Origin of the sequence: Mycobacterium botniense (genome assembly GCF_010723305.1) — a bacterium.
Taxonomy (GTDB): Bacteria; Actinomycetota; Actinomycetes; order Mycobacteriales; family Mycobacteriaceae; genus Mycobacterium; species Mycobacterium botniense.
Genome location: NZ_BLKW01000002.1, coordinates 165,236 through 191,528, shown reverse-complemented (window position 1 = coordinate 191,528; position 26,293 = coordinate 165,236). Strand labels below are relative to the sequence as shown.

The 26,293-nt window shown below is 66.6% G+C and carries 26 protein-coding genes; 11 read left to right on the top strand and 15 right to left on the bottom strand.

The window, feature by feature from the left end; all coding sequences use genetic code 11:
• Window positions 1-83 precede the first annotated feature (83 nt).
• Together G6N08_RS01160 and G6N08_RS01155 are read left to right on the top strand one after the other, a co-directional pair.
• Complete coding sequence (locus G6N08_RS01160) at window positions 84-1,247, top strand: ferredoxin reductase (RefSeq protein ID WP_163753480.1); 1,164 nt, start codon at window positions 84-86, stop codon at window positions 1,245-1,247.
• An 89-nt stretch (window positions 1,248-1,336) separates the two neighbouring features.
• On the top strand, window positions 1,337-2,620 hold the full coding sequence (locus G6N08_RS01155; RefSeq protein WP_163753478.1) for a fatty acid desaturase family protein: 1,284 nt from the start codon (window positions 1,337-1,339) through the stop codon (window positions 2,618-2,620).
• A 137-nt stretch (window positions 2,621-2,757) separates the two neighbouring features.
• On the opposite strand, the gene G6N08_RS01150 is transcribed toward G6N08_RS01155, so the two are convergent.
• From G6N08_RS01150 to aroA, 3 genes are all read right to left on the bottom strand, one after another.
• Window positions 2,758-3,189: a DUF732 domain-containing protein gene (locus tag G6N08_RS01150; RefSeq protein ID WP_163753476.1), complete on the bottom strand. Its 432-nt coding sequence runs from the start codon at window positions 3,187-3,189 to the stop codon at window positions 2,758-2,760.
• 159 nt (window positions 3,190-3,348) lie between these two features.
• Window positions 3,349-4,341, bottom strand: coding sequence for a ribosome small subunit-dependent GTPase A (gene rsgA, locus G6N08_RS01145; RefSeq protein ID WP_163753474.1), 993 nt, complete (start codon window positions 4,339-4,341; stop codon window positions 3,349-3,351).
• Window positions 4,338-5,684 carry a 3-phosphoshikimate 1-carboxyvinyltransferase gene (gene aroA / locus G6N08_RS01140; RefSeq protein ID WP_163753472.1) on the bottom strand — a complete coding sequence of 449 codons (1,347 nt, stop codon included), beginning with the start codon at window positions 5,682-5,684 and terminating at the stop codon, window positions 4,338-4,340. The genes rsgA and aroA overlap by 4 nt, the downstream gene beginning before the upstream one ends.
• A 43-nt stretch (window positions 5,685-5,727) precedes the next feature.
• Here aroA and G6N08_RS01135 point away from each other — a divergent pair, with 43 nt between their 5' ends.
• Window positions 5,728-6,489 carry an SOS response-associated peptidase gene (locus G6N08_RS01135; RefSeq protein ID WP_163753469.1) on the top strand — a complete coding sequence of 254 codons (762 nt, stop codon included), beginning with the start codon at window positions 5,728-5,730 and terminating at the stop codon, window positions 6,487-6,489.
• Window positions 6,490-6,541: 52 nt separating this feature from the next.
• Here the strand turns inward: G6N08_RS01135 and G6N08_RS01130 are convergent, their stop codons facing one another.
• The 5 genes from G6N08_RS01130 to G6N08_RS20970 all read right to left on the bottom strand — a co-directional run bounded on the left by G6N08_RS01130 (window position 6,542) and on the right by G6N08_RS20970 (window position 12,325).
• On the bottom strand, window positions 6,542-7,390 hold the full coding sequence (locus G6N08_RS01130) for an SDR family oxidoreductase (protein ID WP_163753467.1): 849 nt from the start codon (window positions 7,388-7,390) through the stop codon (window positions 6,542-6,544).
• An 80-nt stretch (window positions 7,391-7,470) separates the two neighbouring features.
• Complete coding sequence (locus G6N08_RS01125) at window positions 7,471-8,166, bottom strand: class I SAM-dependent methyltransferase (RefSeq protein ID WP_163753465.1); 696 nt, start codon at window positions 8,164-8,166, stop codon at window positions 7,471-7,473.
• Between the two features lie 84 nt (window positions 8,167-8,250).
• Window positions 8,251-9,834, bottom strand: a complete 1,584-nt coding sequence (locus G6N08_RS01120; protein WP_246216563.1) for a cellulase family glycosylhydrolase — start codon at window positions 9,832-9,834, stop codon at window positions 8,251-8,253.
• A complete protein-coding gene (locus G6N08_RS20425; protein WP_246216562.1) occupies window positions 9,827-10,390 on the bottom strand; it encodes a hypothetical protein in 564 nt (187 codons plus the stop codon). The genes G6N08_RS01120 and G6N08_RS20425 overlap by 8 nt, the downstream gene beginning before the upstream one ends.
• 348 nt (window positions 10,391-10,738) lie before the next feature.
• Window positions 10,739-12,325 carry a PecA family PE domain-processing aspartic protease gene (locus G6N08_RS20970; protein WP_163753462.1) on the bottom strand — a complete coding sequence of 529 codons (1,587 nt, stop codon included), beginning with the start codon at window positions 12,323-12,325 and terminating at the stop codon, window positions 10,739-10,741.
• 274 nt (window positions 12,326-12,599) lie between these two features.
• Here G6N08_RS20970 and G6N08_RS01110 point away from each other — a divergent pair, with 274 nt between their 5' ends.
• The 4 genes from G6N08_RS01110 (at window position 12,600) to rsrA (ending at window position 17,225) form a co-directional block, all read left to right on the top strand.
• The gene (locus G6N08_RS01110) at window positions 12,600-13,967 is read left to right on the top strand and encodes a flavin monoamine oxidase family protein (protein ID WP_163753460.1); all 1,368 of its coding nucleotides are present in this window, start codon (window positions 12,600-12,602) and stop codon (window positions 13,965-13,967) included.
• Window positions 13,964-15,652 carry an amidohydrolase gene (locus G6N08_RS01105; RefSeq protein ID WP_163753458.1) on the top strand — a complete coding sequence of 563 codons (1,689 nt, stop codon included), beginning with the start codon at window positions 13,964-13,966 and terminating at the stop codon, window positions 15,650-15,652. The genes G6N08_RS01110 and G6N08_RS01105 overlap by 4 nt, the downstream gene beginning before the upstream one ends.
• 614 nt (window positions 15,653-16,266) lie before the next feature.
• A complete protein-coding gene (locus G6N08_RS01100) occupies window positions 16,267-16,917 on the top strand; it encodes a sigma-70 family RNA polymerase sigma factor (RefSeq protein WP_163753456.1) in 651 nt (216 codons plus the stop codon).
• Window positions 16,914-17,225 (top strand): mycothiol system anti-sigma-R factor, encoded by a 312-nt coding sequence (gene rsrA, locus G6N08_RS01095; protein ID WP_163753454.1) that lies wholly within the window; start codon window positions 16,914-16,916, stop codon window positions 17,223-17,225. The genes G6N08_RS01100 and rsrA overlap by 4 nt, the downstream gene beginning before the upstream one ends.
• Here the strand turns inward: rsrA and G6N08_RS21215 are convergent.
• Complete coding sequence (locus G6N08_RS21215) at window positions 17,222-17,299, bottom strand: 50S ribosomal protein bL37 (RefSeq protein ID WP_371868980.1); 78 nt, start codon at window positions 17,297-17,299, stop codon at window positions 17,222-17,224. The two genes, rsrA and G6N08_RS21215, sit on opposite strands and share 4 nt — an antisense overlap.
• A gap of 69 nt (window positions 17,300-17,368) precedes the next feature.
• On the bottom strand, window positions 17,369-18,196 hold the full coding sequence (locus G6N08_RS01090; protein ID WP_163753453.1) for a hypothetical protein: 828 nt from the start codon (window positions 18,194-18,196) through the stop codon (window positions 17,369-17,371).
• Between the two features lie 361 nt (window positions 18,197-18,557).
• On the opposite strand from G6N08_RS01090, the gene G6N08_RS01085 reads away from it, so the two are divergent.
• A complete protein-coding gene (locus tag G6N08_RS01085; protein ID WP_014208824.1) occupies window positions 18,558-18,773 on the top strand; it encodes a biotin/lipoyl-binding carrier protein in 216 nt (71 codons plus the stop codon).
• Between the two features lie 37 nt (window positions 18,774-18,810).
• Window positions 18,811-20,301, top strand: coding sequence for a sensor histidine kinase (locus G6N08_RS01080; protein WP_163753450.1), 1,491 nt, complete (start codon window positions 18,811-18,813; stop codon window positions 20,299-20,301).
• A gap of 64 nt (window positions 20,302-20,365) precedes the next feature.
• Here the strand turns inward: G6N08_RS01080 and whiB1 are convergent, their stop codons facing one another.
• Window positions 20,366-20,620: a transcriptional regulator WhiB1 gene (whiB1, locus tag G6N08_RS01075; protein WP_163753448.1), complete on the bottom strand. Its 255-nt coding sequence runs from the start codon at window positions 20,618-20,620 to the stop codon at window positions 20,366-20,368.
• 256 nt (window positions 20,621-20,876) lie between these two features.
• A complete protein-coding gene (locus G6N08_RS01070) occupies window positions 20,877-21,842 on the bottom strand; it encodes a diacylglycerol/lipid kinase family protein (RefSeq protein ID WP_163753446.1) in 966 nt (321 codons plus the stop codon).
• 66 nt (window positions 21,843-21,908) lie between these two features.
• Between G6N08_RS01070 and G6N08_RS01065 the strand changes: the two genes are divergently transcribed.
• A complete protein-coding gene (locus tag G6N08_RS01065) occupies window positions 21,909-22,361 on the top strand; it encodes a hypothetical protein (protein ID WP_163753443.1) in 453 nt (150 codons plus the stop codon).
• An 80-nt stretch (window positions 22,362-22,441) separates the two neighbouring features.
• Here G6N08_RS01065 and G6N08_RS01060 read toward each other — a convergent pair whose 3' ends face one another.
• On the bottom strand, window positions 22,442-23,542 hold the full coding sequence (locus G6N08_RS01060; RefSeq protein ID WP_163753441.1) for an isochorismate synthase: 1,101 nt from the start codon (window positions 23,540-23,542) through the stop codon (window positions 22,442-22,444).
• Window positions 23,532-24,173 carry an acid phosphatase gene (locus tag G6N08_RS01055; protein WP_163753439.1) on the bottom strand — a complete coding sequence of 214 codons (642 nt, stop codon included), beginning with the start codon at window positions 24,171-24,173 and terminating at the stop codon, window positions 23,532-23,534. The genes G6N08_RS01060 and G6N08_RS01055 overlap by 11 nt, the downstream gene beginning before the upstream one ends.
• A gap of 67 nt (window positions 24,174-24,240) precedes the next feature.
• On the opposite strand from G6N08_RS01055, the gene G6N08_RS01050 reads away from it, so the two are divergent.
• A complete protein-coding gene (locus tag G6N08_RS01050; protein WP_246216561.1) occupies window positions 24,241-25,035 on the top strand; it encodes a ParA family protein in 795 nt (264 codons plus the stop codon).
• 42 nt (window positions 25,036-25,077) lie between these two features.
• Here G6N08_RS01050 and G6N08_RS01045 read toward each other — a convergent pair whose 3' ends face one another.
• Window positions 25,078-26,292, bottom strand: a complete 1,215-nt coding sequence (locus G6N08_RS01045; RefSeq protein WP_163753434.1) for an Rv3212 family protein — start codon at window positions 26,290-26,292, stop codon at window positions 25,078-25,080.
• Window position 26,293 lies beyond the last annotated feature (1 nt).

Here is a 26,293-nt window from a genome sequence, read left to right as displayed (position 1 = left end):
GGTACCGTAAGTTCGCCGGGGGCGGGAAGCCGCACTCCGTGAGTGGCATGAGGCCGCCATTCCACCGTGAGCAGGAGCTTCCGATGAACTCCCTTCCCTCCAAGAAACAGGCAAACCTCACCGCGAACGTGGTCGACACCACGCAGCCCACCGTGGTCGGCGCGGACAAGCATCCGGGCTGGAACGTGTTGCGCAAGATTGCCACCCGCATCACGACCCCGCTGCTGCCGGATGACTACCTGCACCTGGCTAATCCGCTGTGGTCGGCGCGGGAGTTGCGCGGCCGCGTCGTGGCGGTGCGCCGCGAAACCGCAGATTCCGCAACGTTGGTCATCAAACCGGGCTGGGGCTTCAGCTTCGACTACCAGCCGGGCCAGTACATCGGGATCGGTCTGCTGGTCAACGGGCGCTGGTGGTGGCGCTCGTATTCGCTCACGTCAAGCCCGGTGACCGAGGGCGCCCGACGGCGGACACGCACCATCACCATCACCGTCAAGGCGATGCCCGAGGGCTTCCTGTCGTCTCATCTGGTGAGCGGGGTCGAACCCGGGACGATTGTGCGACTGGCGGCCCCGCAGGGCAATTTCGTGCTCCCCGATCCGGCGCCGGCCGCCATCCTGTTCCTCACCGGCGGGTCCGGCATCACCCCGGTCATGTCGATGCTGCGAACATTGGTGCGGCGCAACCAGATCACCGACATCGAGCATCTGCATTCGGCACCGACCGCAGCCGACGTGATGTTTGCCGGCGAACTGAGCGAGCTGGCCCGAAATCATCCGGGTTACCGGTTGCGGATACGCGCGACCCGCGTTGAGGGCAGGCTCGACCTCACCCGGCTTGATGATGAGGTCCCCGATTGGCGGGAGCGCCAGACCTGGGTCTGCGGGCCGGAGGGCATGCTCAACCAGGCTGAGAAAGTGTGGTCTTCGGCGGATATCAGCGAGCGGCTGCACGTGGAGCGATTCGCGGTGTCGCGGGCAGCGGCTGCCGGGGCGGGGGGCACGGTCACCTTCGCCAGAAGCGGACAAAGTGTTGCCGCCGACGCGGCGACCTCACTGATGGATGCCGGTGAGAGCGTGGGAGTGCGGATGCCCTTCGGCTGCCGGATGGGTATCTGCAAATCCTGCGTCGTCCCCCTGCTGGACGGCCACGTCCGCGATCTGCGAACCGGCGTTGAACACCACTTCGGCACCCGGATTCAGACCTGTATCTCGGCGGCATCCGGGGATTGTGTCCTCGACATCTAACGGCTACTGACTGGTAACCTACGCGTTCGTAGGTTACGATAGCGTAGGTCAGCGACGGGTTAGAACGGCGGAAGGGCAACAGATCACAGATGGCGATCACCGATGTGGACGTCTTTGCGCACCTCACCGACGCAGATGTGGAAAATTTGGCGGTGGAGCTGGATGCCATCCGCCGCGATATCGAAGACTCCCTCGGGGAACGCGACGCGCGGTATATCCGGCGCACTATCGCCGCACAGCGCGGGCTGGAGGTGGCCGGCCGGGTGCTGCTGACCGCCGGCTCGCGGCGCTGGGCGTGGTGGGCCGGCGCGGTGACCCTCGGCATGGCCAAGATCATCGAAAACATGGAGATCGGCCACAACGTCATGCACGGCCAGTGGGACTGGATGAACGATCCGGAGATTCACTCGTCGAGCTGGGAGTGGGACAACCTCGGGGCCGCCAAGCACTGGCGCTACAACCACAATTTCGTGCACCACAAATACACCAACATCCTGGGCATGGACGACGATGTGGGCTACGGCCTGCTGCGGGTCACCCGGGATCAGCGCTGGAAGCCGCATAACCTGTTCAACCTGCTGTTCAACACCGTGCTGGCGATCGGTTTCGAGTGGGGAGTGGCTTTGCAGCATGTGGAGCTCGGCAAAGTCGTCAAGGGCCGGGCGGCCCCCGAAGAGACCCGGACCCGTTTTCGGCTGTTCATGCGAAAAGCCAGTCGCCAGCTGTTCAAGGACTATGTCGCGTTTCCGGCGCTGACCGCCCTGTCGCCCGGCGCGACATACGCATCGACGTTGACGGCCAACGCGATCGCCAACGTGATCCGCAACCTGTGGTCCAACGCGGTCATCTTCTGTGGTCATTTCCCTGATGGCGCAGAGAAATTCACCAAAACCGACATGGTCGGCGAGACCAAGGGTCAGTGGTATCTGCGTCAGATGCTCGGCAGCGCCAACTTCAACGCCGGGCCGGTGATGCGGTTCATGAGCGGCAACCTGTGTCACCAGATCGAACACCATCTCTACCCGGATCTGCCCAGCAACCGGCTCGCTGAGATCTCGATGCGGGTGCGTGAGGTCTGCGACAAATACGACCTGCCCTACACCACGGGCTCATTTCTGCTGCAGTATGCCAAGGCATGGCGGACCATCGCGAAACTGTCACTGCCCGACACATTTTTGCGTGATACCGCCGACAATGCGCCGGAGACCCGCAGTGAGCGGATGTTCGCCGAGCTGGCGCCCGGTGTCACAGGCACCGACCCGGCTACCGGACGCCGACGGGGCCTGAAGACCGCGATGGCCGCCGTGCGGGGTTGGCGACGGCAAAGGCGCGCCGGGTCACCACCCGTTGCGGCGCCGTCGCGCTGCGCGTGAGCGCGCCTGCCGCAGCAAGGGGGCGGGTCTGCGGGTGCGGGTTTTGGTGCCCGATATGCCAGCGTCCGGCAACCGGGGGCGCGCTACCGGATGTCGTCGGACCGGCGACGCGGGCACGCGCAGGGCGAGCGTTGTGACTATGGGGTCTCCGAACCGTGCGGGCAATACACGGTGATAGCAGTGTCGGCGAAATCGGCTGCCGTGTCCGGGGACATGCCCGGTGATCCCCGGACAATGTCTTTGACGATTTGCGCTTCGCTCTCGCCGGCCGCCACGCGTGAGCACACGGCGTGCGCATCGTTGATGCTGGCGTCACGGCCCCCCGACAGTTGAAGCCCCTGTGCTTCCAGCAGGAACAGAAATCGGCCATCCCGGTCTAATGGGTTCGGCGGCGGGGACACGCTTTGTGAAACCGCGATCGAACCTGTCGGCGTTGCGGGATCACGTTTCCAGCAGAACACCGACACGATGGCAGCGGCAGTAATGCCGATCACCAGCGTGAGCAGCACCGCCAGACCCGGCAGCGCGGGCCGCGGGCTATTGGGGGATGAATTTGGCGTTGTTGTCATCGCCTTGAGCGCAAGGGTATTCCACCCCCCGCTTTTGGTATGGCCCTTCGGCAGTGGGTCTGCTGCAAATTTGCTGTCAGCTGGCCAAGACAGCACATGGATCGTCTGAGCTGTGCGCGCCAACGGCCTCAGGTGCGCACGCTGGCCGGGTTGTGCCCGCTAAGAGCGTCGGAGCACCGCCAGCAGGCGTCTCGCTGCGGCGACGCGGCGGGCGGCCTGGCCGGTCAGGGCGTCTAGCGCGCATTCGGGATCGGCGGGCGGGCCCATGTGCCCGCAGCCCCGCGGACAGTCGCCGATGGCGACGGCCAGATCTGAGAACGCCAACAGCACATCATCGGGCTCGATATGCGCCAGTCCGAACGAGCGAACGCCGGGAGTGTCGATCACCCAGCCGGACGCATTCCCTGATTTGTCGAGTGGCAGCGCCACCGACTGCGCCGAGGTGTGCCGCCCCTTGCCGATCTCGGTCACCGCGCCGACAGCGCGATCCGCTTCGGGCACAAGACGATTCACCAACGTTGATTTACCTACTCCGGAATGTCCCAGCAGCACGGTGACTTTCCCGGTCAATAAGTGAACGACCGCGTCGAGCGGGTCGTCACGCCCGGCGGTGACGATGTGCAAGTCTAAGTCGGCGAACTGTGCGGCGAACGGCCCCGGGGGGGCGAGGTCGGTCTTGGTCAGGCACAGGATCGGGGTCAGCCCGCCGGCGTAGGCAGCTATCAGCGCACGGTCGACGAGCCCGGTGCGTGGCGGCGGGTCGGCCAGCGCCACGACGATCAGCAGTTGATCAGCGTTGGCCACCACCACCCGCTCAGCGGGGTCGGTGTCGTCGGCGGTGCGCCGCAGCACCGTTCGTCGCGGCCCGCGCCGCACAATGCGGGCCAGGGTATCCGGGCGCCCGGAGAGGTCGCCGACAAGGTCGACGTCGTCGCCGACAACGATCGAAGTGCGGCCCAGCTCGCGTGCCCGCATGGCAGTGACCCGACGATTCGGGTCGCCGCCGAGGACGCATCCCCAGCGGCCGCGGTCGACACTGACCACCATGGCCGGTTTCGCGTGGGCGTGTCGGGGACGGGTCTTGGTCCGCGGCCGTGATCCCTTGCCGGAGCGGATCTTGACGTCGGATTCGTCGTAGTCGCCGGGCCTCAACCGCCGGGCCCTCGCGTGTGTTCGCGGCGTGTGATCGCGCCGTCCCGGTCCGCACCGTCGGGACCGGAATCGGCCATCATGTCAGCCCAGAGCTGCGGGAAGTCCGGCAGTGTCTTGGCGGTGCACGCAATATCCTCCACGGCGACCCCAGCGACGCGCAGGCCGACGATTGCTCCGGCCATCGCCATCCGATGATCGGCATACGACCGCCACAGACCCGGCCGCAGCGGTGTCGCCGTGATGACCAGACCATCGGGGAGCTGCTGGCAGTTGCCACCGAGCCGGTTGATCTCGGTGCTCAACGCCGCCAGCCGGTCGGTCTCGTGGCCGCGCAGATGAGCGATACCGGTCAGCCGCGACACCGCGCCCGGACGCGCCAGCGCCGCCAGTGCCGCCACCGCCGGGGTCAGCTCACCGACGTCATGCAAGTCGACGTCCAGGCCCTCATATACCGCTGACCCACGCACCTCCAGATACGAATCAGTTTGGGTGACAACAGAGTTCAGCCGCCGCAGGATATCCGTCACGAGGTCGGCGGGCTGGATGCTGGTCGCCGGCCAGCCGCTGATGCGCACCGTGCCCCCACTGACCACGGCGGCCGCCAGGAACGGAACGGCGTTGGACAAATCCGGTTCGATGCGCCAGGGCCGCGCCGCGACCGGACCGGGCCGTACCTGCCAGCGGCTGGGTGTCGAGTCGTCGACGTCGACCCCGGCCTGCCGCAGCATGGCCACCGTCATCGTGATATGCGGCGCAGACGGCAGCGGCGGACCGGTGTGCTGCACGGTCAGTCCGTTGACGAACGACGCCCCGCACAACAGCAGGCCGGAAACGAACTGCGAGGATGCCGAGGCGTCGATCGCGACCGTGCCGCCGCGGACCGTGCCGGATCCCCGGACCCGGAACGGAAGGCCCACGCCGTCGACATCCACACCCAGACCGCGTAACGCACTCAGCAGCGGTGCGATGGGCCGCGCCCGGGCTTGTTCATCACCGTCGAACTCCACCGTCGAGCGGCCCAGCGCCGCCAGCGGCGGGACGAAACGCAGCACGGTGCCGGCCAGCCCGCAATGCACTCGCGCATTGCGGCCGGGTCCGATGCGCCCGCTCACCGCCAGCGCAGAACCGGCCGCATCCACCCGCAGGCCCAAGGCGGTCAGCGCAGCGACCATCAGATCGGTGTCGCGGCTGCGTAACGCGCCGCGGATGGTCGAGGAACCCTGCCCGCCGGCGGCGGCGAGCGCCGAGAGCACCAGCGCACGGTTGGTCTGCGACTTCGAGCCGGGCACGGTGACCGTCGCCGACACCGGTGTCGGTGCATACGGGGCCGTCCACGTGGTCACTGGTCCATCATCGCTTGTCGGTCGGTTCTGCCACCATAAAGGCATGTGCGGTCGTTTCGCGGTGTCCACCGACCCGGCGTCGCTCGCCGAAAAGATCAAGGCGATCGACGAAACGACCGGTACCGGCACGGTGGCCGGCCCGAATTACAACGTGGCGCCGACAGCAACCATCAGCACTGTGGTGTGCCGTCACGACGGGCCCGATGGCGCGGCGACGCGGCGGCTGCGGCTGATGCGCTGGGGTCTGATACCGCCGTGGGTCAAGCCGGGTCCGGACGGCGCGCCGGAGACCAAAGGGCCGCACCTCATCAACGCCCGCGCCGACACACTCACCACATCACCGGCCTTTCGTTCGAGCGCCCAATCCAAGCGCTGCCTGGTTCCGATGGACGGTTTCTATGAATGGCGTCTGCGTCCCGACGGCCGTGCCGGCAAAAAGGCCCGCAAGACGCCGTTTTACCTCTACCGCGCGGATGGCGAGCCGCTGTTGGTGGCGGGCCTGTGGTCGGTGTGGAAACCCGGCGAAAACGCCGCGCCCTGGCTGACGTGTGCGATCGTCACCACCGACGCGGTCGGCGAGGTCGCCGAGATCCACGATCGGATGCCGCTGGTGGTGGCCGAACACGACTGGGATCGCTGGCTTGACCCTGATACCCCCGTGGATCTGGACCTGCTGTCCCGCCCGCCGGAGTTGCCTGACATCCGGGTGCGTGAAATCTCGACCTTGGTCAACAACGTGCGCAACAACGGTCCCGAGTTGATCGAACCGGTCGAGCCGCAACCCGAACAGGCGAAACTGTTGTAAAACTCAGGGCGTTGCGCACTGTCACCAGCGGCTGCTACCGGCTCGAAATAGGCTACGGGTGACCGTATCCGGGAGGATTGACGGAGTCCACCCACAGGTCGACCCCGAGCTCGCCACCCGGTGTGCAGTCATATACCGACAAATCGGTTACACCGGACTCGAGCAGCACATCCTCGCAGAGCACCGAGTTGCCGGTGTATTCGGTGGCGGGCTTGTTGAGGATGACGTAGGCCGCGTCGGCGTACACCTCGGGCTTGCGGGCCCGCGCCATCGCTTCGGCGCCCCCGAGCAGGTTCTGCACTGCGGCGGTGGCCACCAGGGTGCGCGGCCACAAGGTGTTAGAGGCGATCCCCTCGGCGCGCATCTCCTCGGCAATCGCCAGCGCGCACAGCGTCATTCCATATTTGGCCATCATGTAGGCCGTCGGCTTGAGCCACTGGGGTTCCAGGCGGATCGGCGGCGAGAGCGTCAGGATGTGTGGGTTCTCCCGGCCTTTCATGTGGGGGATACATGCCTGCGAGACCGCGTAGGTGCCGCGCACCTGGATACCGTTCATCAGGTCGAAACGCTTCAGCGGCACTTCGGTGATGGAGCCCAGGTTGATCGCCGACGCGTTGTTGACACACATGTCGATGCCGCCGAACTGCTCGACAGTCTGGGCGACCGCGGAGGCGACCGCATCGCCGTCTCGGACGTCACCCACGATCGGCAGTGCCTGCCCGCCGGCCTGCTCGATCTCCTTGGCCGCGGTGTAGATGGTCCCCGGCAACTTCGGATGCGGCTCAGCGGTCTTGGCGATCAACGCAATATTGGCGCCGTCCTGAGCGGCCCGCTTGGCGATGGCCAGCCCGATGCCGCGGCTGGCGCCCGAAATGAACATGGTTTTCCCGGAAAGCGACATGGCCGCCAGCCTATGCCGGTGTCGCGCTGGGCTCGGCGTCGGGGCGGATGAGTCGCCGCGGCAGTCCACCAGGTGTTGGGTCAGCGACGAATCCGCTTGGGCTGCAAGCCTGCCGCCGAGCCGGGGCGGCTGAAGCGGAGCAAGATCTTTTGGTTGTAGTAGTAGTCGAGCCAGTCGAGTAACCGGCCCTCGGTGAGGTGCCGAGCCGTGATGGGGATGAAGCGTACGCAGAGTCGACTGGCGGCGACCTCGAACCCGGCGTCATGAAACGTAGCGGCCACGTGGTCGAGAGTGTAAAGCGGTGGCAGGCTCATTGTTTCGACGTTTTGCTCGTGCCAGGCCGCCATCAGGGGGCTGGCGGCGTGCACACCCATGACGGCGTAATACACCCCGCCGGGTTTGAGGGCCCGAAAGATCGCTGCTGCGTGCGCCGACAGGTCATCGAGCAGATAGAGCACCTCGTGGCTAAACGCCACGTCGAAGCCGCCCCACGCCGCCGGCGGTGCCGTGGCCGACGCGAACCGCAGCGGCCGATGCCCCGCCAGGCGGCGCGCGTCTTCGATCGCGGCTGCCGCCGGGTCGTAGCCGAAACCCTCGTGGATGGCGCAGTCGTCGGCGAGCAGCCGCAGAAAGCCGCCCCGATTGCAGCCGACGTCGAGCACCCGTGTCCCGGCCAGGTCGACGTCGATGGTCTCGAGCATCGCGTGCCAGACGAAGCGGTGCGCGTCCTGCATCGCCTCGTCCTCGGACGCGCTGCGCCAATAGCTGGTCGTCATGATGATCGCCGATGGTAGACCCCCGGGTCTACCTCCGCACGAGGTCACAGGATGCGCGGTGGTCTGCGGTGGCGGGGGCCGCTGTCATGCGGTGGCCGGGCTTACGGTGACGCTGACGGTGCTGACGCCGGGGTCGGAGGCGATGACCAGTTGGGGGGCGTCGGGGGCGGAGACCACCGAGCCCCCGGTGACGGTGACCTGGTAGCCGTTGGGGAATTCGACCTGCGGCACCGAGATGGTCGTCTGCGAGCCCGCCGGGAAGCTGCCCAGCCCGTCAACCTTGGCGGTGGAATAGCTGAACTGAAACACACCATTGTCAAACGACCAGGTATTGGGGGTGCCGGAAATCACCTGCGGATAGGGTTCGGCGAGTGTCTCCAGGTTCGCGGTGTTGACGTTGGCGCCCGTCGGCGGCAGCTCTGGGTTGTACACCAGTGACTCCGAACTCGGCGGTGACGCGCTGGTGGTGATATCGCCTTGACCGCTGAAAGCCCATTCGGTCCACCCGATCAGGCGCTGATTGGCGGCCAGCATCGGGGCGGTGATCTCGGACTGGTTGCTGGTGGCCCCGAACTCGGTCATGAAGGCCGGGATATCGTGCGCCCGCGCGTATGCCTCAGCACCGTTGGCGATGTCGGCGACGTTGGGCAGGCAACCCAGCGGCCCCAGCTGGAACTCGCAGTAGTCGTGGAAGGAGAAGACGGTGCCGGGCACGTCTACGGTGCCCAGGTGGGTGGGCAGCCCCGCATCGAAGAGGATGTTGGGCTCGTAAAAGATCGGCGTGGTCGGGTCGACGGCGCGGATCGCCGAGGCCACCTGGTCATAGAAGGGGGTCAGATCCTGAGTGTCGAAGGCCCGGCTACCCAGTAAGATGGGCAGGTCCATAAAGCCCGGCGACGGTTCGTTCATGATCTCGAAACCGACCACGTCGGGGTTGCCGTTGAAGTAGTCCGCGACGACTTCATACATCTGCGCGTAATTGTCCTCAAGCCCCACCCCGTTCGGTGCGGAGGCGTTGGACCAGAACGCGTCGAACGCGTAAGCCTCCGCGGGATTGATGAAATCGTTCAGCGGGAACGGCAGCGTGGGGTTGGGCAGCCCGCCGGTCTGCACCGCCCACGCGGGCGCACCTTCACCCCCGAATACGCTGCTGTACGCGTCCTGGTGCATGTCGATCACCACATAGATGCCGTTGTTTTGCAGGGTTTGCACGGTCTGGGCGATCGATTCAAGGTAGGCGTAGTCGATGACACCGGGCTGGGGTTCCACCGCCGACCAGATCACGCCCAGCCGCACAACATTGAAACCGTTCTCAGCTAAAAACTGGGCGTCTTGGGCGCCGAACCCGCTGGCGGCGGGCTCATACGGCGGCACCTTGTACACCTCGTTGAGCCCATGCAAGATCACCACCTGTCCCTCACTGTTGGTCAGCCAGCTCCCGGTAGTCCCGATGGTGAGAATGTCGCTGTTTGCGATCTGCGCCGACGAGATGTCACCGGACGAAACCACCCCCGAGGAATCGGCGCTGACCGTGCCGTAGTGACCAAGCGCGCCATGGCTGCCCAGCAACCCAAGCACACCCCCCGTGCCGCCGGCCCCACCCAGGGCGGGTAACCCCTCAGGATTGCTGCCCGCACCCGCATTGCCCCCGTTGCCACCGTCAACCATCCCATTCCCCTGCCACCACCGGCCCTTCCATCCATTCCCCTTCCACCATTCCATTCCATCCATTCCTGCATTCCTTCCATTCCATCCATTCCACGTCCACCCCATTGGCCCCATTGCCGATCAGGATGCCGCGACCCCCCAAGTCCTGCCACAACCCATTCAGCCCCCCATCCACCTCAGCGCCCACCCGACTGGTGATCCACTGCTGCTCCAGATCATGAAGTACCGACGCCACCGTGGCCACCGCCGCCGACGACCCCGCCCCCACATCCACCCCACCCGCACCCACATGGGCGCCCGCAACCGCATCAGCGACACCAGCGCCCACCACCCCGCCGTCCGCCCCAACACCGGTCACACCATCAGCCAACCCCGCCACCACCGCCTGCAACGGATCCAGCAGCGGGTCGATGATCACGTCCAGAAAATCCGCGCGCGCCCGTGCCGCACCCCCTACCGGGGCCAGCGCAGCAGCCACGGCCACCCCAGCCGCCAGCGACAACCCCACACCACGACGGCGGCCCACACCAGGTCCACGATCACCCGCACCAGCCATCGCCCCAACCCCTCCCAACAAACCCCGGCCACCGATATTCTCAGACTGCGTTAAGCTATTCCTCATCTATCCGGCAACGCAACCCGCACCGCCCAATTTTCCGCATTTTCCGCGGAAACTGTTTCGCCGTTCCCGGGGAATTTCCCGTGCTCCCGCGCTGTTGTGTCGCCCCCGCTCACTGGTGCCGTGGCCGAGGCGGCAACTGATTTTGCGCTGACCAAACAGTGCAGCCCGGCGGGATCGACGTGGCGCGTGCCGAGAAAGGTCAGCACCCGAATGTGTTGTGTCGCTGCTGCTCACCACGGTTCGGCGAATCATCGGGCCCTGCCTGGTGCCGGATAACGCCGCTCATTCAGGCAAGCTATCGAAGATGGTCTGCCCAATCCCGCTGGGGCTGTTCGAGATGTAGATGGGCTGCTCGGCGAACGGCGCGTTTCCGGTGTTCGGGAAGTCGTAGAGGGACTTCAATGTGCTGTCGGGCACACTGAGCGGCGAGCCGGTTTCAGCGTTGGGGATATAGGAGTACAGCAGCGTCGGCTCGCCACCCGGAGCGTTATCCACATATATCGAGATACGGGTCCCGGGTTCGAGTGTCACCGGGACAAGCGAGGACGGGAAGATTCCCATCTTGCCGCCGGAATCGATGGCTATAGCGGGATATCGGGCCATCGCGTCGGTGATGGGCTGAATCGGTCCGTCGTTCACCTGGATGGCGGCGTGCTCAACGAGCGGTGATCCCTCAACCGCGACCCGTTCCGGCAATGGGTTGGGGCCGAACTGCAGCAAGCCCTGGGGTTCGTCGATAAGCACACCGTCGCTGAGCTCACCCGGTAATACCGCGGTGGCCGGGCTGTCCGCCGGACCTAGGGCACCCGGCCCGACGCCCACAATGCCGTCGATCCCGCTGCCCGGCCCGGGCAGGAAGCTGAAGGGGAACGGGAAGCTGAAGATCGGTGCGTCGTCGATGATCGGTTCGGTGCCGGTTCCGTTTCCAAAATCGATTGTTGTCGGAACCTTGAGGTAGACGACGGATTCCCCGCCGGCGAATTCGACTACACCGAAACCGGTGGGAAACCCGGTGTGTGCCAACCCGATGTCAGACACCGGGACCATAAGACCAGCCGATCCGGTGTCGACCAGCACCGGCACCCCGCGTCCGCCGCCGATGGACACGTTGACCACCGGCTCGTCGCTCAGTGACGACGATGACAACGGATCGCTGTTATCGACGCGCAGGGGGACCGCACCGGGCGGTGTTGTTCCCGGGCCGTTGGCGCCGGGTCCGCCCAACAGCGAACCGCCTGCGCCACCGAGTCCGCCGATGGCGCCCTGGCTGCCGGCCCCGCCGTCGCCGCCGTTGCCGATGAGTTCGGCGTTGCCGCCGGCGCCGCCGTGCCCACCGTCGACCCCGGCGCCGCCGATACCGCCATTACCGATCAACCCCGCCGAACCACCAACTCCGCCAACACCGTTGGTCGCCGCAGTCCCGGTCGCTCCGACACCGCCATTCCCGGCCAGGAATCCGCCGTCACCGAGGTTGCCGAAGATCCCTGAACTGCCCAACAACGACGTGTTGGCGCCGGTGAAGTCGTTAACCCCGTTACCGATCAAGTCCCGCCCGAACAAATCCACAAACGGAACGTTGATGATGCCGTCGATCTTCTCGCCCACCGCACTGGTGATCCACCCCTGAATCGCGTTGTTGATCTCAGTAACCACGGTGGCCGTCGATGAATCCGCAGCAGCCGTCGGGTCGGTGGTGGCCGCTGCCACCGCGCTCATCAGCGGGTCGAGAATCATATCCAGCACATCGGCCCGCGCTGCCGGTGTTCCCGGGCCCGGGGTCAGCGCCGCGGCGGCCATTGCACCGGCGGCTACGCCTGCCGCGGCGATCCGCGCGCGGCGGGAACGCCGGCAGCCAGATCCGTTCGCCATCACCCACCTGCCTTCCCGACCCGCCCACAACGCCCGCCAACCTGGGTTCTGGCTAAGAACGAGGTAAGAATGAGCTCAGCGTAACCGCACGCTCGCGGCTGTCAAGTGGAGGAACTGTGCGCGACTTCTCTGCTAAGCACAGTGAAATCCTTCTGCCACAAGGCTTTCCGGTGGGCCAGCGTGCCGAACAGCCACACTGCAGTTTGCGATCCGGCTGTGCCGGCCGGCCGGAGACGGCACTCTGGACGAAAACGCCGTCAAGTAGGGGAGCGTTGTGAGCACAGACGCGGACGTGATTGTCGTCGGCGCGGGCATGGCCGGCCTTTCTGCAGCGGAACGGCTGGTGGCCGAAGGCAAATCGGTTCTGGTGGTCGAGGCGCGCAACCGTTTCGGTGGCCGGGTCCTCAACGAAGTTCTGGACTCATCCGATCCGACGCAAGTCATCGAGATGGGCGGGCAGTGGCTGGGCCCTACCCAGGACCGCGCCCGGGCGCTGGCTCAGCGGCTGGGGCTGACACTGTATCCGACCTACGCCGAGGGCGATAAGCTCCTCGAGCGCCACGACGGCCGATTGCTGCGCTATCGCGGCGAGATTCCCCCGATCAACCCACTCGTGCTGGCAGATGTCGGGCAAGCGCAAGCCCGCCTGGACCGGATGGCCCGGCGCGTCCCGCTGGACGCGCCCTGGAGCAGTGTCCGCGCCCGGCAACGCGACGCGATGACGTTCGCCACCTGGCTGTCGCGCAATGTCTGCACCCGTGACGCGCGCAGCCTGCTGCGCGTCGCTCTCAAGGCCGTCTGGGCGTGTGAGCCGCATGAGGTGTCGTTGCTGCACGTGCTGTTTTACATCCATTCCGGCGGCGGGTTCGACCGCCTGGTCGGCACCAGCGGTGGTGCCCAGCAGGACCGTGTCGTCGGCGGCACGCACCTGCTCGCCGCCGGATTGGCCCGCGAACTCGGTGACCGCGTGCTGCTGGGGCGCCCGGTCCGGGGCATCGGCTCTGACGACGGCGGTGTCACCGTCCGCGCCGGTGACCACCAGCTGCGCGCACACCGGGTGATCGTGTCGCTACACCCTGCGCTGGCCGGCCGCATCGACTACACGCCGCCGCTGCCCGCCGACCGCGACCAGCTCACTCAACGTATGCCGATGGGGTCGGTCATCAAGTGCATGGCGATCTACGACGAACCGTTCTGGCGGCGCGACGGTCTCAGCGGGCAGGCGCTGAGCCTGGTGGGCCCGGTCAGTGTGGTGTTCGACAACAGCCCTCCCCGCGGGTCACCGGGTGTGCTGCTGGGCTTCCTCGAGGGCCGCGAGGCCCGCCGGCTGTCGGCCGTATCCGCTGCGGCGCGCCGGGACCTCGTGGTCGGTACCTTCGCCCGGCTGTTCGGGGCGCGGGCGGCCCGGCCGCAGCGCTACGTCGATAAGGACTGGCTGGCCGACGAGTTCACCCGGGGCTGTTACACGGCGGTGATGCCCCCGGGCACCTGGACCGAGTTCGGGCCGGCGTTGCGCACCCCGGTCGGGCGTATCCATTGGGCCGGCACCGAGACGGCCACGATCTGGAACGGCTATATCGATGGGGCGATCCGCTCGGGCGAGGACGCCGCGGCCGACGTGCTCAGGGCGGATGCGCGATGACGCCCACCGTACTGACCGCGAACGCGGTGTACACCATGGATCCGCTGGCGCCGACGGCCACCGCGGTCGCCATCTCGGCCGGGCGCGTCGTTGCGGTCGGTTCCCGCCGGGAGGTGCTTGCCCGGGCCGGGGCGGACGCGCGCATCGTCCACCTCGACGGCGTGCTGCTGCCGGGGTTCATCGACGCTCATCACCACTTCTGCCTGGCGGCATTCGACCGTCGCGCTGTCGACCTGCACGTGCCGTCGGGCTCCTCGATCGCCGACCTGCAGGCCCGAGTCGCTTTACACAGGGAGCGCGCCCCGGGTACCGGCTGGCTGCGGTTGCAGGGCTACGACCCGCTGAAACTGGCCGAGCGGCGCGCACCGACCGCCGCAGAACTCGACGAGGTCTGCAGTGACCGGCCACTGCTCGTCGCCGCCTACTCCTTCCACGAGGGTGTGCTCAACACCGCCGGGCTGGCCGCGATGGGCTGGCATGCCGCCAGCCCCGACCCTCCGCACGGCGTACTGTGTCGCCGACGGGGCCACCTCACCGGCGAGGTGCTGGAGGCGGCGTTCTTTTTAGCCGAGGCGGCATCCCGGGGCAGCCTGCTGGCGGACTCCGCTGATGCCTGGCTCGCCGAAGCCCACGCGCACGGGCGCGCCTTGCTGGCCCTGGGGATCGTGCGAGTGGGTGACGCCGCGGTTCCGCCGGCGTTCGACCCGCTCTACGATCGAGCTGCCGCGGCCGGGATGCTTCCGGTCACTGTGCATCGGATGCCGGTGGGTGAACGGTCGTTTCTGCAACCCCGGGGAGCCGGCGGCCGCGCGACGGGCGACGGGCCGGCGGCTGCGCCGACCGGGCCGGCGAAGCTGTTCCTCGACGGGGCCGACCGCTGCGCGGTGTGCCTGTCGGGCGCACAACTGGCCGGCATGGCCGGGGCAACACTGCGCCGGGCGGCGACCGGTGGCGGCCTGGCGGCGCTGCGTGCGGGCATGCGTCTTGGCCGGATCCGGTTGGCGGGCACGCGGTTCACCATCGGAGAACCTTTCTGGGAACCCGAGGCACTGCGCCATGCGATCCGGGTTGCCGCCGGAAATGGTCAGCAGATCGCGATCCACGCTCTGGGCAACTGGGCGGTGCAGCGCGCCTGCGACGCGCTGGACCAGGTCAGCGAGCTGAGCGAGCGGCCAGGGCGGCCGCGGCTGGAACACGCGATGCTGCTCACACCGGGTCTGGAAAAGCGTATCGCCGCTAGCGGCGCGGTCGCCGTTGTTCAGCCGTACTTCCTGCATGAGATCGGAGACGAGGTGCTCGGCCGCGGACTGCCCAGGGGGCTGAGCATGAATCCGCTGGCCAGCCTCTCGCGCGCCGGCGTGACTCTGGCCGGTAGCTCCGACTACCCGGTCGCCGGGTGCGATGTCCTCCGAGCGATCCGGTCCGCTGTCACTCGCGAAACATCCTCGGGCGCAAGGCTACATTCCGGCGAGGCCATTTCCGTTGCGGACGCTTTCGCCGCTTACACCAGTGGCGGTGCCAAAGCGCTCGGAGTTGACCACGAGGCCGGCACGATCGCCGAGGGAAAAATCGCCGACTTGGTTCTGCTCAGCGCGGACCCGTTCATAACGGAGCCCGCGCGCCTGCCGGACATCGCGGTGCTGGCCACCTGGCGAGAGGGCGTTATGGTTCATGTCGCACAGTGATGTTCGATAATGCTGCAGCGGTGGGCTCGCGTGAGACCAACACGATCCGGTGTTAAGCGCCTTTCAAGCGCGATGTCGAAAGGCATTGGGGATCAGCGTTATTCGAAGTCACTGCGGCTATGGTTTCACCAGTTCTGGCGGGCCGGGTGCTGTGCAGTCAGTATGTCCGCGGCGAGGGCCGCAAACGGCATCGCGGTCGTGACACCCGGGCGCGGCAGGTCGTCGGCACCGATCAACGATGGGCTCTCCGCAGTCCTCGGCGGCCGGCTTCGACCGCACCGCCAGGTGGACCTGCAAAACCCGTCGGGGAGGGCCGGTGCTGAGCAGGTGGTGTTCTCGATAGCCTGCCCGCGCGAGCGCGTGGGAGCGACCGTGCCGACCGCCGGAAATAGCGCGACAGCCGATGCTGTTGACTGATGGGTCTGTTGTGGTGGCGGTCATGCCCGGGCCGGAGGGACGTGGCCAGCCGCACCCTCTAGATTGGGAGGAGGAGTCTGGTGTCGACGGCGACGAGTCTGCTGGATGGTGAGCAGTCGGCTCACAGCCTTCAGCGTCCGGTATCGCCGCCGGTGCTTTGTAGTGACACCACGACAGAAGGGATTGTGTTACCCGCTATGGCCGACGTCGACGGCGCGACTGGGCCGGAGTCCTCCCCTTCCGCCGCACCCGAGGAAACGGACGAGGAGCTGACCGCGCGGTTCGAGCGCGATGCGATTCCTTTGCTGGATCAGCTCTACGGGGGCGCCCTGCGCATGACGCGCAATCCGGCCGACGCCGAGGATCTTCTCCAGGAGACGATGGTCAAAGCCTATGCGGGGTTCCGATCGTTCCGTGAGGGCACCAACCTCAAGGCGTGGCTGTATCGCATCTTGACCAACACCTACATCAACAATTACCGCAAAAAGCAGCGGCAGCCGGCGGAATATCCGACCGAGGAGATTACCGACTGGCAGCTGGCGGCTACTGCCGAGCACTCCTCATCGGGGCTGCGCTCGGCCGAAGTCGAAGCGCTTGAGGCATTGCCGGATACCGAAATCAAGGAAGCCCTTCAGGCGCTGCCGGAAGAGTTCCGAATGGCGGTCTATTACGCCGACGTCGAAGGTTTCCCATATAAGGAGATCGCCGAGATCATGGATACTCCGATCGGGACGGTGATGTCGCGGCTGCATCGCGGTAGGCGTCAGCTCCGGTCCCTGCTGGCCAATGTGGCCAAGGAGCGCGGTTTCACGCGCGGTGAACACACCACTGAGGAGGTATCGCCGTGACGGAGTTCACTTGCGCGTCAAACCCCTCCGACGCCGCCAGCGGTGGCGAGTCCCATGTGGATTGCTCAGAAGTCATCGCCGAGGTATGGACCCTCCTGGATGGTGAGTGCACACCCGAAACCAGGAATAAGCTGCGCCAGCACCTGGAGAAATGCCCGGAGTGTCTGCGCCACTACGGTCTTGAGGAACGGATCAAGGCGCTGATCGCCGCGAAGTGCAGAGGCGAGAAGGCGCCGGACCATTTACGGGAGCGGCTGCGGATGGAGATCAGGCGGACCACCATCATCCGCGGTCAACAGCTGTTCTAGGAGGCGTTGGGCCGCTTGCCGTGATTAGCCTTGCTGTGCTTGCGGTCGCGCTTTTTACGGCCACGTTTGGCCATCACTGGTCCTCCTCACCGATTTGGTTACGCAGTAGTCTCTCATCCGGCCGCCGCTGGGCGACGCCGAGGCTACACCACCGGACTGGTGTCTGCCGGTGCCACCGGGTTGCTCTGCGCGGGTGCTGTCGAGGCGGGATTGCCCGGCACGGCCGGGGTTTGTCCGGGCAGTGTGGTGGGGGTTTGGCCCGGCAGTCCCGTGGCCGGGGTTTGTCCGGGCAGTGTGGTGGGGTTTGGCCCGGCAGTCCCGTGGCCGGGGTTTGTCCGGGCAGTGTGGTGGGGTTTGGCCCGGCAGTCCCGTGGCCGGGGTTTGTCCGGGCAGTGTGGTGGGGTTTGGCCCGGCAGTCCCGTGGCCGGGGTTTGTCCGGGCAGTGTGGTGGGGGTTTGGCCCGGCAGTCCCGCGGCCGGGGTTTGTCCGGGCAGTGTGGTGGGGGTTTGGCCCGGCAGTCCCGTGGCCGGGGTTTGTCCGGGCAGTGTGGTGGGGATCTGGCCCGGTAGCGCCGCCGCCGGGGTTTGTCCGGGCAGTGTGGTGGGGATCTGGCCCGGTAGCGCCGCCGCCGGGGTTTGTCCGGGCAGTGTGGTGGGGACCTGACCGGGATAGCCGGGAGTCAAGGGGTTCATCCCAGAGGCTGCGGGCATGAAGACCGGACCGATGCCGGGGAACACCGTATTAAGCAGGGAATCGAGTTCGGCGAAGACCGCGTTGGCGACATTCACAGCTGCTGCCGGGTTGGGCGCGGCAGGAGCGGGTGCGGGATCGTCGACGAGCACAGGTTGAGGAGAGGCAGCAGCGATCCCGCTGGCAAACTCAATCGCGCCCATCACCGCCAGCACTACTCCGGCACCGATGGTCGCTCGGGCCACCGGCCCGCGACTCTTGGCGATCGCAAACATGTTCACTGAGCTACCCCTCTCGTCACCGAGAAACGACGCGTGCTTCACACACGGAAATCACTCTGGTTACGATTCTGCTCAAAAATCACAGCTGTAACACGACACGATCACAGATCAAACTCTATAGATCCGCTTACTAATCTTGGAGTTTGCTTAGCGGTTTGCTCGGGCCCGGCTAAGCGGGCCGGCGCCAGGTGCGGTCCGGAACTCTCGCGACGCTGGCCCTGCGGCATCGTCATCGGTGCGGGCAGTCGTGTTGGCAACACGTCCGCCGGTGGACAGGTAATTGCTCACCGGCGATCGCGATTGTGGTTCGATGGGAGCGACAGAATGACGCAAACACCGGCGGGTGATGAACGGGGTGATCATGGCCGAGGACGTCCGCGCTGAGATCGTGGCCAGTGTGCTCGAAGTTGTCGTCAACGAGGGCGATCAGATCGGCGAGGGCGACACTCTGGTTCTGCTGGAGTCGATGAAGATGGAGATTCCAGTCCTCGCTGAGGTCGCCGGCACGGTCAGCAAAGTGAGCGTGTCGGTGGGAGACGTCATCCAGGCGGGCGACCTGATCGCGGTGATCAGCTAGCTGTTGTCCTTCTTGCACCTAAGGCCCGGAGTGGGCGATGTCAACTCTCGGTGACCTGCTCGCCGAACACACCGTACTGCCGGGCAACGCCGTCGATCACCTGCATGCGGTCGTCGGCGAGTGGCAGTTGCTGGCCGATTTGTCGTTCGCCGATTACTTGATGTGGGTGCGTCGCGACGATGGTGCGTTGGCCTGTGTTGCGCAATGCCGCCCCACTACCGCACCCACGGCAATGCAGACCGATCTGGTGGGCACTGTCGTCACCGCCGACAAGTTACCGCAGGTTGCAGCCGCCTTCGAGTCGGCCATCCGGGAAACCCAATCAGCTCAACACTATTCGTGGCAGGAGAAGGGTCTAAGCATCGAAGCCGTGCCGGTGCGCCACGACGGGCGGGTGGTGGCCGTGCTGACGCGGCAAACCGCCCTGACAGCCAGCCGCAAGTCCAGCCCGCTGGAGACCGCCTACCTGGATTGCGCTGCCGATCTCGTCCAGATGCTCGCCGAAGGCACCTTTCCCAACGTCGGAGACGTAGCCATGGCGCGCTCCAGCCCGCGGGTCGGCGACGGCTTCATCCGCCTTGACGTTCACGGCGTCGTCTCCTATGCCAGTCCCAACGCGTTGTCGGCCTACCACCGCATGGGTCTGACCGCCGAACTGGAAGGTCACAACCTCGTCGAGATCACCCGCCCGCTGATCTCGGATCCTTTCGAGGCCCAAGAAATGGCCGAACATGTGCGCAACTCGTTGGCCGGCGGGGCGAGCATGCGTATGGAGGTCGACGCCGGCGGCGCCACGGTGCTGCTGCGGACACTGCCGCTGGTGGTGCACGGGGCGGCCGCCGGTGCGGCGGTGCTGGTGCGTGACGTCACCGAGGTGAAGCGCCGGGACCGTGCGCTGATGTCCAAGGACGCCACCATCAGGGAAATCCATCACCGGGTCAAAAACAACCTGCAGACGGTCGCGGCGCTGCTGCGCCTGCAAGCTCGCCGCACGGCCAACGCCGAAGGGCGGGAGGCGCTCATCGAGTCGGTACGCCGGGTGTCGTCGATCGCCTTGGTCCACGACGCGCTCTCAATGTCGGTCGACGAGCAGGTCAACCTCGACGATGTCATCGGTCGGATCCTGCCGATCATGAACGATGTGGCCAGCGTGGACACGCCGATCCTGATCAACCGGGTGGGCGAGTTCGGCGTGCTGGACTCTGACCGCGCCACCGCCCTGGTCATGGTGATCACCGAACTTGTCCAGAACGCGATCGAGCACGCGTTCGATCCGGCGCGTGGCCGCGGCTGCGTCACGATCCGCGCTGAGCGGTCGGCACGCTGGCTCGACGTCGTCGTCCACGACAACGGGCGAGGCCTGCCCCCTGGTTTCAGCCCGGACACGTCCGATCGCCTGGGTCTGCACATCGTCCGCACCCTGGTAACGGCCGAACTCGACGGCTCACTGGATATGCACAACGCCTCCGAGGGCGGTACCGATGTGGTGCTGCGGGTACCACTTGGGCGCCGGACCAGGCTGACGTAAGACACTCAACACAACGGTGCGGCCCCAACCGTGGTCGGGGCCGCAAAACCGAACAATCGCGAGGTCAGACTCCGGTGCGGGCCTTTGTCCGTGCGTTGCGGCGCTTGAGTGCACGCCGCTCCTCCTCGCTCATTCCGCCCCAGACGCCGGAGTCCTGGCCGGTCTCCAGCGCCCACGTCAGGCATTCTGTGGTGACTGGGCACCGGTTGCAGACCAGTTTCGCGTCAGCGATCTGCGCGAGCGCCGGTCCGCTGTTACCCACGGGGAAGAACAGCTCCGGGTCCTCGTCGCGACAGACCGCCCTGTGGCGCCAATCCATACGTTGCTACTCCTCACTGTGTGCGCAGCACGACGCACCGGCATTTTTCTTCGGCTGTTAACACGTGCACGAAAAAGGTTTCCGTACCGTTACAGGTGACCGTACGATCGTTTCACAGGGACAACAGATGTCAATAGTGAGCGTTAGCACGTGGGCAATCTCACTTTGACGATCTGTTACCGAAGCCCTTACTCATCTGTACTACACTACGGCCTGAGTTGCACCCTCAATCGGGTCAGGTGATAATCACCGCAGGTCAGAGCGGTTTTTTGGGGGGTGGAGCAACGACGGGCAGGGCGCCGAGAACGGCCCGGAACGTCATCGTCTCGCGCACACCCAGGTAGTCGCCGTCGATTTGGCTGGCGATGGGGGGGCCATCGCAGGTAATCCGCAGGCACGCCGTGTCATCGTCGCGGATGAGCTGCTTGGCTTCCAGTTTGGGGTGCTTGGAGAGCATTTGGCGAAGCAGCTTCAGCGTGGGAATCACCTTCATGTCGGTCAGGGCGAACACCCCCAACCCGGTGTCAAAGCTGCAGCTCGGGTTGGTGTGCATCGGACGGTTGTTGCTGTAGGTCCATGGACTGGTGTTGGACACCCAGGCGAAGTGCACGCCCGGGATGGGGTCGCGGTTGGGTAGCTGCACTGTCAGTCGCGGTTCGCGGCGGCTGTAGGCCACCACGGCCGGCACCGCCACCCGCCAATAACGCGACGGCGTGACCTTGACACCCTTGTCCCGTTGCGCCTCAACCGCGGCGACCACCTCGGCATCGACGCCCATCCCGGCGTTGAGCACAGCCCATCGCTCGCCGCAGTCGATGAGACTGATCCGTCGCCAGTTCGGTTGGCGCCCGTGGTGGTCGAGCAGCTCAATCAGCATGTTCGTGGCATCGATAGGGTCCGGGGGAATACCCAATGATCGAGCTAAAACGTTCGCTGATCCGCCCGGTACCACGGCCACTGCCGGCAGATGCGGCGGTGCAGGCGAACCCGGCTGGCCAAGCATGCCGTTGACCGCCGCGCTGACCGTGCCATCGCCGCCATGCACCACGATGAGGTCGACTCCGTCGGACACTGCGGCCCGTGCAATTTCAGCTCCGTGGCCACGGTGAGTGGTTTGCTCGACAGTCAATTCGAGGCGGCTTTTCAGCGCATGCGCCAGCAAGTCGCGACCGGCGGCGGTGGTGGACGTGGCAGTGGGGTTGACGATCAGCACGGCGCGCATGACGCATGAGCTTAAGTCCGGTGATGACGCGGGTTGCGCAGCGACCCGGCAAGCTACGCTGAGCAGGTGGCTGTCCGCGGCAGGCGGGAGGTTCGCCCCGCGCCAGTTGTTGTGCGTGGTGCGGGAGTCATTGTCACAGCGCAGGGTGCAGCCGCTCTCGCTGTGGCCGCCGTGCTGACGGCGCGCGGGCTCGCCGGAACCGAGCAGCACATGGTCAACGGTTTCGGAACCGCAGCCTGGTTCGTTCTGGTCGGCTGTGGCGTGTCAGCGGCCGGATCCGGCCTGGTTGCCGGCAGGCGCTGGGGCCGCGGACTGGCGGTTTTCACTCAGCTGTTGTTGTTGCCCGTGGCCTGGAACCTTGCGGTGGACGCGCATCAGGCTGTGTGGGGGATTCCCGTCGCGGTGAGCGCGCTGGGCGGGTTGGCGTTGCTGTTGCATCCCGCTGCAGTGCGCTGGGCAGCCCGCAGCGACGAGCGGCACCCGCCCGGCGCAGCCGACGACGGCCCGGATCACCGGTAACCCATCCGGTGAACGCTGAAATCGCTGTGCGCAAGTGACTTTGGTGACCGGGCACGGCGCGGACCGGCGGACACCGGCGGTCACCGCTGGACTCCCAGCGCTGTCAAAATCGTGCCGAATTTTATGGTCGTTTCGTTAAGTTCGTCATCGGGATTTGATTCGGCGACGATCCCGCCACCGGCGTGGACGAGGGTGCTGCACCCGTCGGGGGCCAATTGCGCACAGCGGATCGATACCACCCATTCGCCGTTGCCGTGGCCATCGCACCAGCCGACTGCGCCGGCGTAGAAGCCGCGATCACCTTCGAGGGTGGCGATGAGATTCGACGCAACATCGGCCGGCACGCCGCCCACCGCCGGCGTGGGATGCAGCGCCAACGCCAAATCCAGGGCAGTAGTTGAGATGTCGTTGATCCGCGCAGTGATTGGTGTGCACAGATGCCAGACGGCCGCGGTTCGGCGCAGCCGGGGCTGAGCCGGGATCGTCATCTGCCGGCACAGCGGACGAAGAACCTCCCGCACGGCGTCGACGACCAGTTGGTGTTCGTGACGATCCTTGACCGACGCGGCCAATGCCGAGCCGGTCGCGGCGTCGAGGTCCGCGTCGACGCAACGGGGCGCCGACCCGGCGAACGGCTGACATATGACCCGTTCGCCGTCACGCGCGACCAGCAATTCCGGGCTGGCTCCGACGAGCGCGGCACCTGAATACTCACCACCGGCCGCGGTCAGATCGACAAGGTAGCCGTAAGCGGCTGGGTCGGCTGCGAGCAGCCGGGCCAGGATGACGCGGCCATCCAGCGGAGCGTCGGCGACCAGCCGCAACGCTCGCGCCAGCACCACCTTGTGCAGCGAAGTGTCCGGTGCCGCCAGCTGGGCGTGGGCCCGCCGGATCCGGGCGCGGTGCTCCTCTGGCGCCGGGATCTCTGCCGCGATGCGCACCGCCGGCAGGGGGCCGGTGGGCCAATCAGGCGGCGCAGCGGTGCGCTGCACGGCACGCGGTACCATCAGCGCGGCGGGGCTGTCTAAGTTGAACGGCAACGCGCCCAACAGCATTGGTTGTGAACCCGAGCGCATCATCGCCTGCGCGGCCGTGACGTCGGCGTAGCGGGCCTGCACACCGTCGGCAATGAGAGTCCCCGTCGGCCCGCACAGGACGAACGGCGGCTGGCTAAGCTTCATCGCCCACGTGGCGGCCGGCGCCGCCGGGTGCAGGCGGGTGTGGCGCGCCGTTCAGCCCGAGGGCGAGCAGCTGACGGACCCCGTGCTCGAAGCCGCACATCGCGATTGATCCGGCGCTCATGGCAAACCGGCTGCCCTCGACAAGTGGCAGCTGCAGCCAGCGTGTGATCACCGCGCGGGAGAAATGTCCGTGACCGACGAACAGCACATCGCGTGACGACAGATGGCGCAACGCCAATCCGATGGCCGTATCGGCGCGGTCGCTGACCTGCGCGACGGTTTCCCCGTCCGGGCAGCCGTGCGTCCAGACCAACCAGTCCGGCTCGGACTTGCGGATCTGCGCGGTTGTCAAGCCCTCATACGAGCCGTAATCCCATTCGGTGATCAGCGGTGACACCTCGTCGACAGTCAGGCCGGCGAGCTCGGCGGTGGCCAGGGCCCGCCGGCGCGGGCTGCTGATCACCATGACGTTGTCGAGCCTGATTCCCCCCAGGGCTCGGCCCAGGAGCTTGGCCTGCCAGCGTCCGGCCTCGGTCAGCTGCAGTTCGATGCGGCTGGTGTGCTGTCCAGTTTTCGACCATTCGGTTTCCCCGTGTCGCGCCAGCAGCAGCCGGTGGTTCTCTACGCCCATGTCGACCGATTGTGCCGGACGCTCGGTGCCGGCCCCGCGCTGCGACGGGAGGTGCCAGGATGGCGGTGTGACGAAGACCCTGGCGGTGGCCAACCAGAAGGGTGGGGTGGCCAAGACGACGACGGTGGCGTCGCTGGGTGCGGCGATCGCAGATGCGGGACCGCGAGTACTGCTGGTCGACCTTGATCCCCAAGGCTGTCTGACGTTCTCGCTGGGACACGATCCGGACAAGCTGCCGGTCTCGGTGCATGAAGTGCTGCTTGGGGAGGTGGAGCCGAACGCGGTGTTGGTCGCGACCAGCGAGGGGATGACGCTGCTGCCGGCCAACATCGACCTGGCCGGCGCCGAGGCAATGCTGCTGATGCGCGCCGGGCGCGAGTATGCGCTCAAACGTGCGCTGGACAAACTGGCGGACCAGTTCGATGTGGTGGTCATCGACTGCCCGCCCTCGCTGGGGGTACTCACCCTGAATGGTCTGACGGCTGCCGACGAAGTCATCGTCCCGCTGCAGTGTGAGACGCTGGCGCATCGCGGCGTCGGGCAGTTCCTGCGCACGGTGGCCGATGTGCAGCAGATCACCAATCCGCGGCTGCGGTTACTGGGCGTGCTGCCAACCCTCTTCGATTCGCGGACCACCCACACCCGAGACGTGTTGTTCGACGTCGCCGATCGGTATGACCTGCCGGTCCTGGCGCCGCCGATTCCGCGCACGGTGCGGTTCGCCGAGGCCAGCGCGTCGGGCGCATCGGTGATGGCCGCCCGCAAAAACAAGGGCGCGGAGGCTTACCGGCAGCTGGCGCAGGCGCTGCTCACCCACTGGCACACCGGCAACCCGTTGCCGACGTTCACCGTGGAGATGTAGCCAGGGCCGACACCGAACCCCACGGCTTGACCCCACCGCTGGTCAGCCCAGCGCCGCGAGCACATCGCCGCGTTGTTCGACGACGGTGGAACCCGAAACAGCAGGGATCACCGCCGAGCTGACCGGTGGCCGCTCGACCGCCAAACAGCGCTCACTGGCACCGGTGGCGGGGTCGTAGACGCCGATCCCGCCCGTAACCGGGACGAGCAACCGCCCCGCCATCATCGTGGCCGGCCCGAGCGGGACCGCCGGCCCGGCCGCGGCGATGGTGTAGCGGTAGACGAGGTTGGCCGTGTCGAACACCATCACGGCATCGCCGGTCCACCACGTGACCAGGTTGCCCGCCCGTGAGATCACCGCCGAGGGGGACGCCGGCTTGGGCAGCAGCGTGCTCGCTACGGCGGCGCCGGTGTCGTCGAGCACCTCGACCCTGGGCTGCGGCGTCGGCAGGTACACCGCGGTCGTGGTGTCAGAGACGGTCAGCACCCGCGCGCCGGAGTCGGCGCTGACATCGGGCTCTTCGACATAGCGCTGTTCGGGTTCGTCTTCTTCTCGGCCCGGCCGCAGCAGGGCCAGCCGCAGACCGGTGTGAGTGCCGCAGGTCTCGAACACCGACACCGCCGACGCACTGGCCGCGGCCGACACCAGTCGGCATCCGCTGTGCAGTCCCCGCGCCGACGGTTTCACCCGGGCGTCGACTTCGCCGTAGGACAGTATCCGGACCATATCCGAGCGCCACAACTCCAGTCGGGTGGGGCCCACCGACAACACTGTCGTGCCGTCGGAGGAGAGCTCGACATGCCGGTCGGCGTAACTGCTGCGGGCCGGGCCGCGACGCCCGGTGAAGGCGTCGATCGTGCTGACCTGACCGCAACCTCTGCCGTCGCGATAGACCGCGACCGCGTAGCGGTAGACCCACGACACCGCGCACAGCGCGGTGTCGCGGCGGTAACTCCAGCGCACCTTGCCGGTGGCCGGGTCGCGCCCGTCCACCTGGTGTCCGTCACCGGTGACAACCGTCCCGCCCACCACCACCGGCCTGGTGGTGGCGGTGCTGACGCTGCTCCACAGCGGGGTCAGTGACACCGGAACCATACGCGCCGGAGCCGGATTAGGCGCCGGTGTGACGGCGGGGCGGCTGAGGGTGGCTCGGGCGTCGCTGTTCCACCAGATCAATCCCGCGGATACCACCACCGCGACCGCGATCGTCGCAGCGGCGACCACATCGGCTGTGGTGCGCCGTTCCGGTCTGACCATG

Coding starts and splice junctions, on each gene's coding strand:
- G6N08_RS01160 (WP_163753480.1), top strand. CDS start 84: ATGAACTCCCTTCCCTCCAAGAAACAGGCAAACCTCACCGCGAACGTG.
- G6N08_RS01155 (WP_163753478.1), top strand. CDS start 1,337: ATGGCGATCACCGATGTGGACGTCTTTGCGCACCTCACCGACGCAGAT.
- G6N08_RS01150 (WP_163753476.1), bottom strand. CDS start 3,189: ATGACAACAACGCCAAATTCATCCCCCAATAGCCCGCGGCCCGCGCTG.
- G6N08_RS01135 (WP_163753469.1), top strand. CDS start 5,728: ATGTGCGGTCGTTTCGCGGTGTCCACCGACCCGGCGTCGCTCGCCGAA.
- G6N08_RS01130 (WP_163753467.1), bottom strand. CDS start 7,390: ATGTCGCTTTCCGGGAAAACCATGTTCATTTCGGGCGCCAGCCGCGGC.
- G6N08_RS01125 (WP_163753465.1), bottom strand. CDS start 8,166: ATGACGACCAGCTATTGGCGCAGCGCGTCCGAGGACGAGGCGATGCAG.
- G6N08_RS01120 (WP_246216563.1), bottom strand. CDS start 9,834: ATGGTTGACGGTGGCAACGGGGGCAATGCGGGTGCGGGCAGCAATCCT.
- G6N08_RS20425 (WP_246216562.1), bottom strand. CDS start 10,390: ATGGCTGGTGCGGGTGATCGTGGACCTGGTGTGGGCCGCCGTCGTGGT.
- G6N08_RS20970 (WP_163753462.1), bottom strand. CDS start 12,325: ATGGCGAACGGATCTGGCTGCCGGCGTTCCCGCCGCGCGCGGATCGCC.
- G6N08_RS01105 (WP_163753458.1), top strand. CDS start 13,964: ATGACGCCCACCGTACTGACCGCGAACGCGGTGTACACCATGGATCCG.
- G6N08_RS01100 (WP_163753456.1), top strand. CDS start 16,267: ATGGCCGACGTCGACGGCGCGACTGGGCCGGAGTCCTCCCCTTCCGCC.
- G6N08_RS21215 (WP_371868980.1), bottom strand. CDS start 17,299: ATGGCCAAACGTGGCCGTAAAAAGCGCGACCGCAAGCACAGCAAGGCT.
- G6N08_RS01085 (WP_014208824.1), top strand. CDS start 18,558: ATGGCCGAGGACGTCCGCGCTGAGATCGTGGCCAGTGTGCTCGAAGTT.
- G6N08_RS01080 (WP_163753450.1), top strand. CDS start 18,811: ATGTCAACTCTCGGTGACCTGCTCGCCGAACACACCGTACTGCCGGGC.
- whiB1 (WP_163753448.1), bottom strand. CDS start 20,620: ATGGATTGGCGCCACAGGGCGGTCTGTCGCGACGAGGACCCGGAGCTG.
- G6N08_RS01070 (WP_163753446.1), bottom strand. CDS start 21,842: ATGCGCGCCGTGCTGATCGTCAACCCCACTGCCACGTCCACCACCGCC.
- G6N08_RS01060 (WP_163753441.1), bottom strand. CDS start 23,542: ATGAAGCTTAGCCAGCCGCCGTTCGTCCTGTGCGGGCCGACGGGGACT.
- G6N08_RS01055 (WP_163753439.1), bottom strand. CDS start 24,173: ATGGGCGTAGAGAACCACCGGCTGCTGCTGGCGCGACACGGGGAAACC.
- G6N08_RS01045 (WP_163753434.1), bottom strand. CDS start 26,292: ATGGTCAGACCGGAACGGCGCACCACAGCCGATGTGGTCGCCGCTGCG.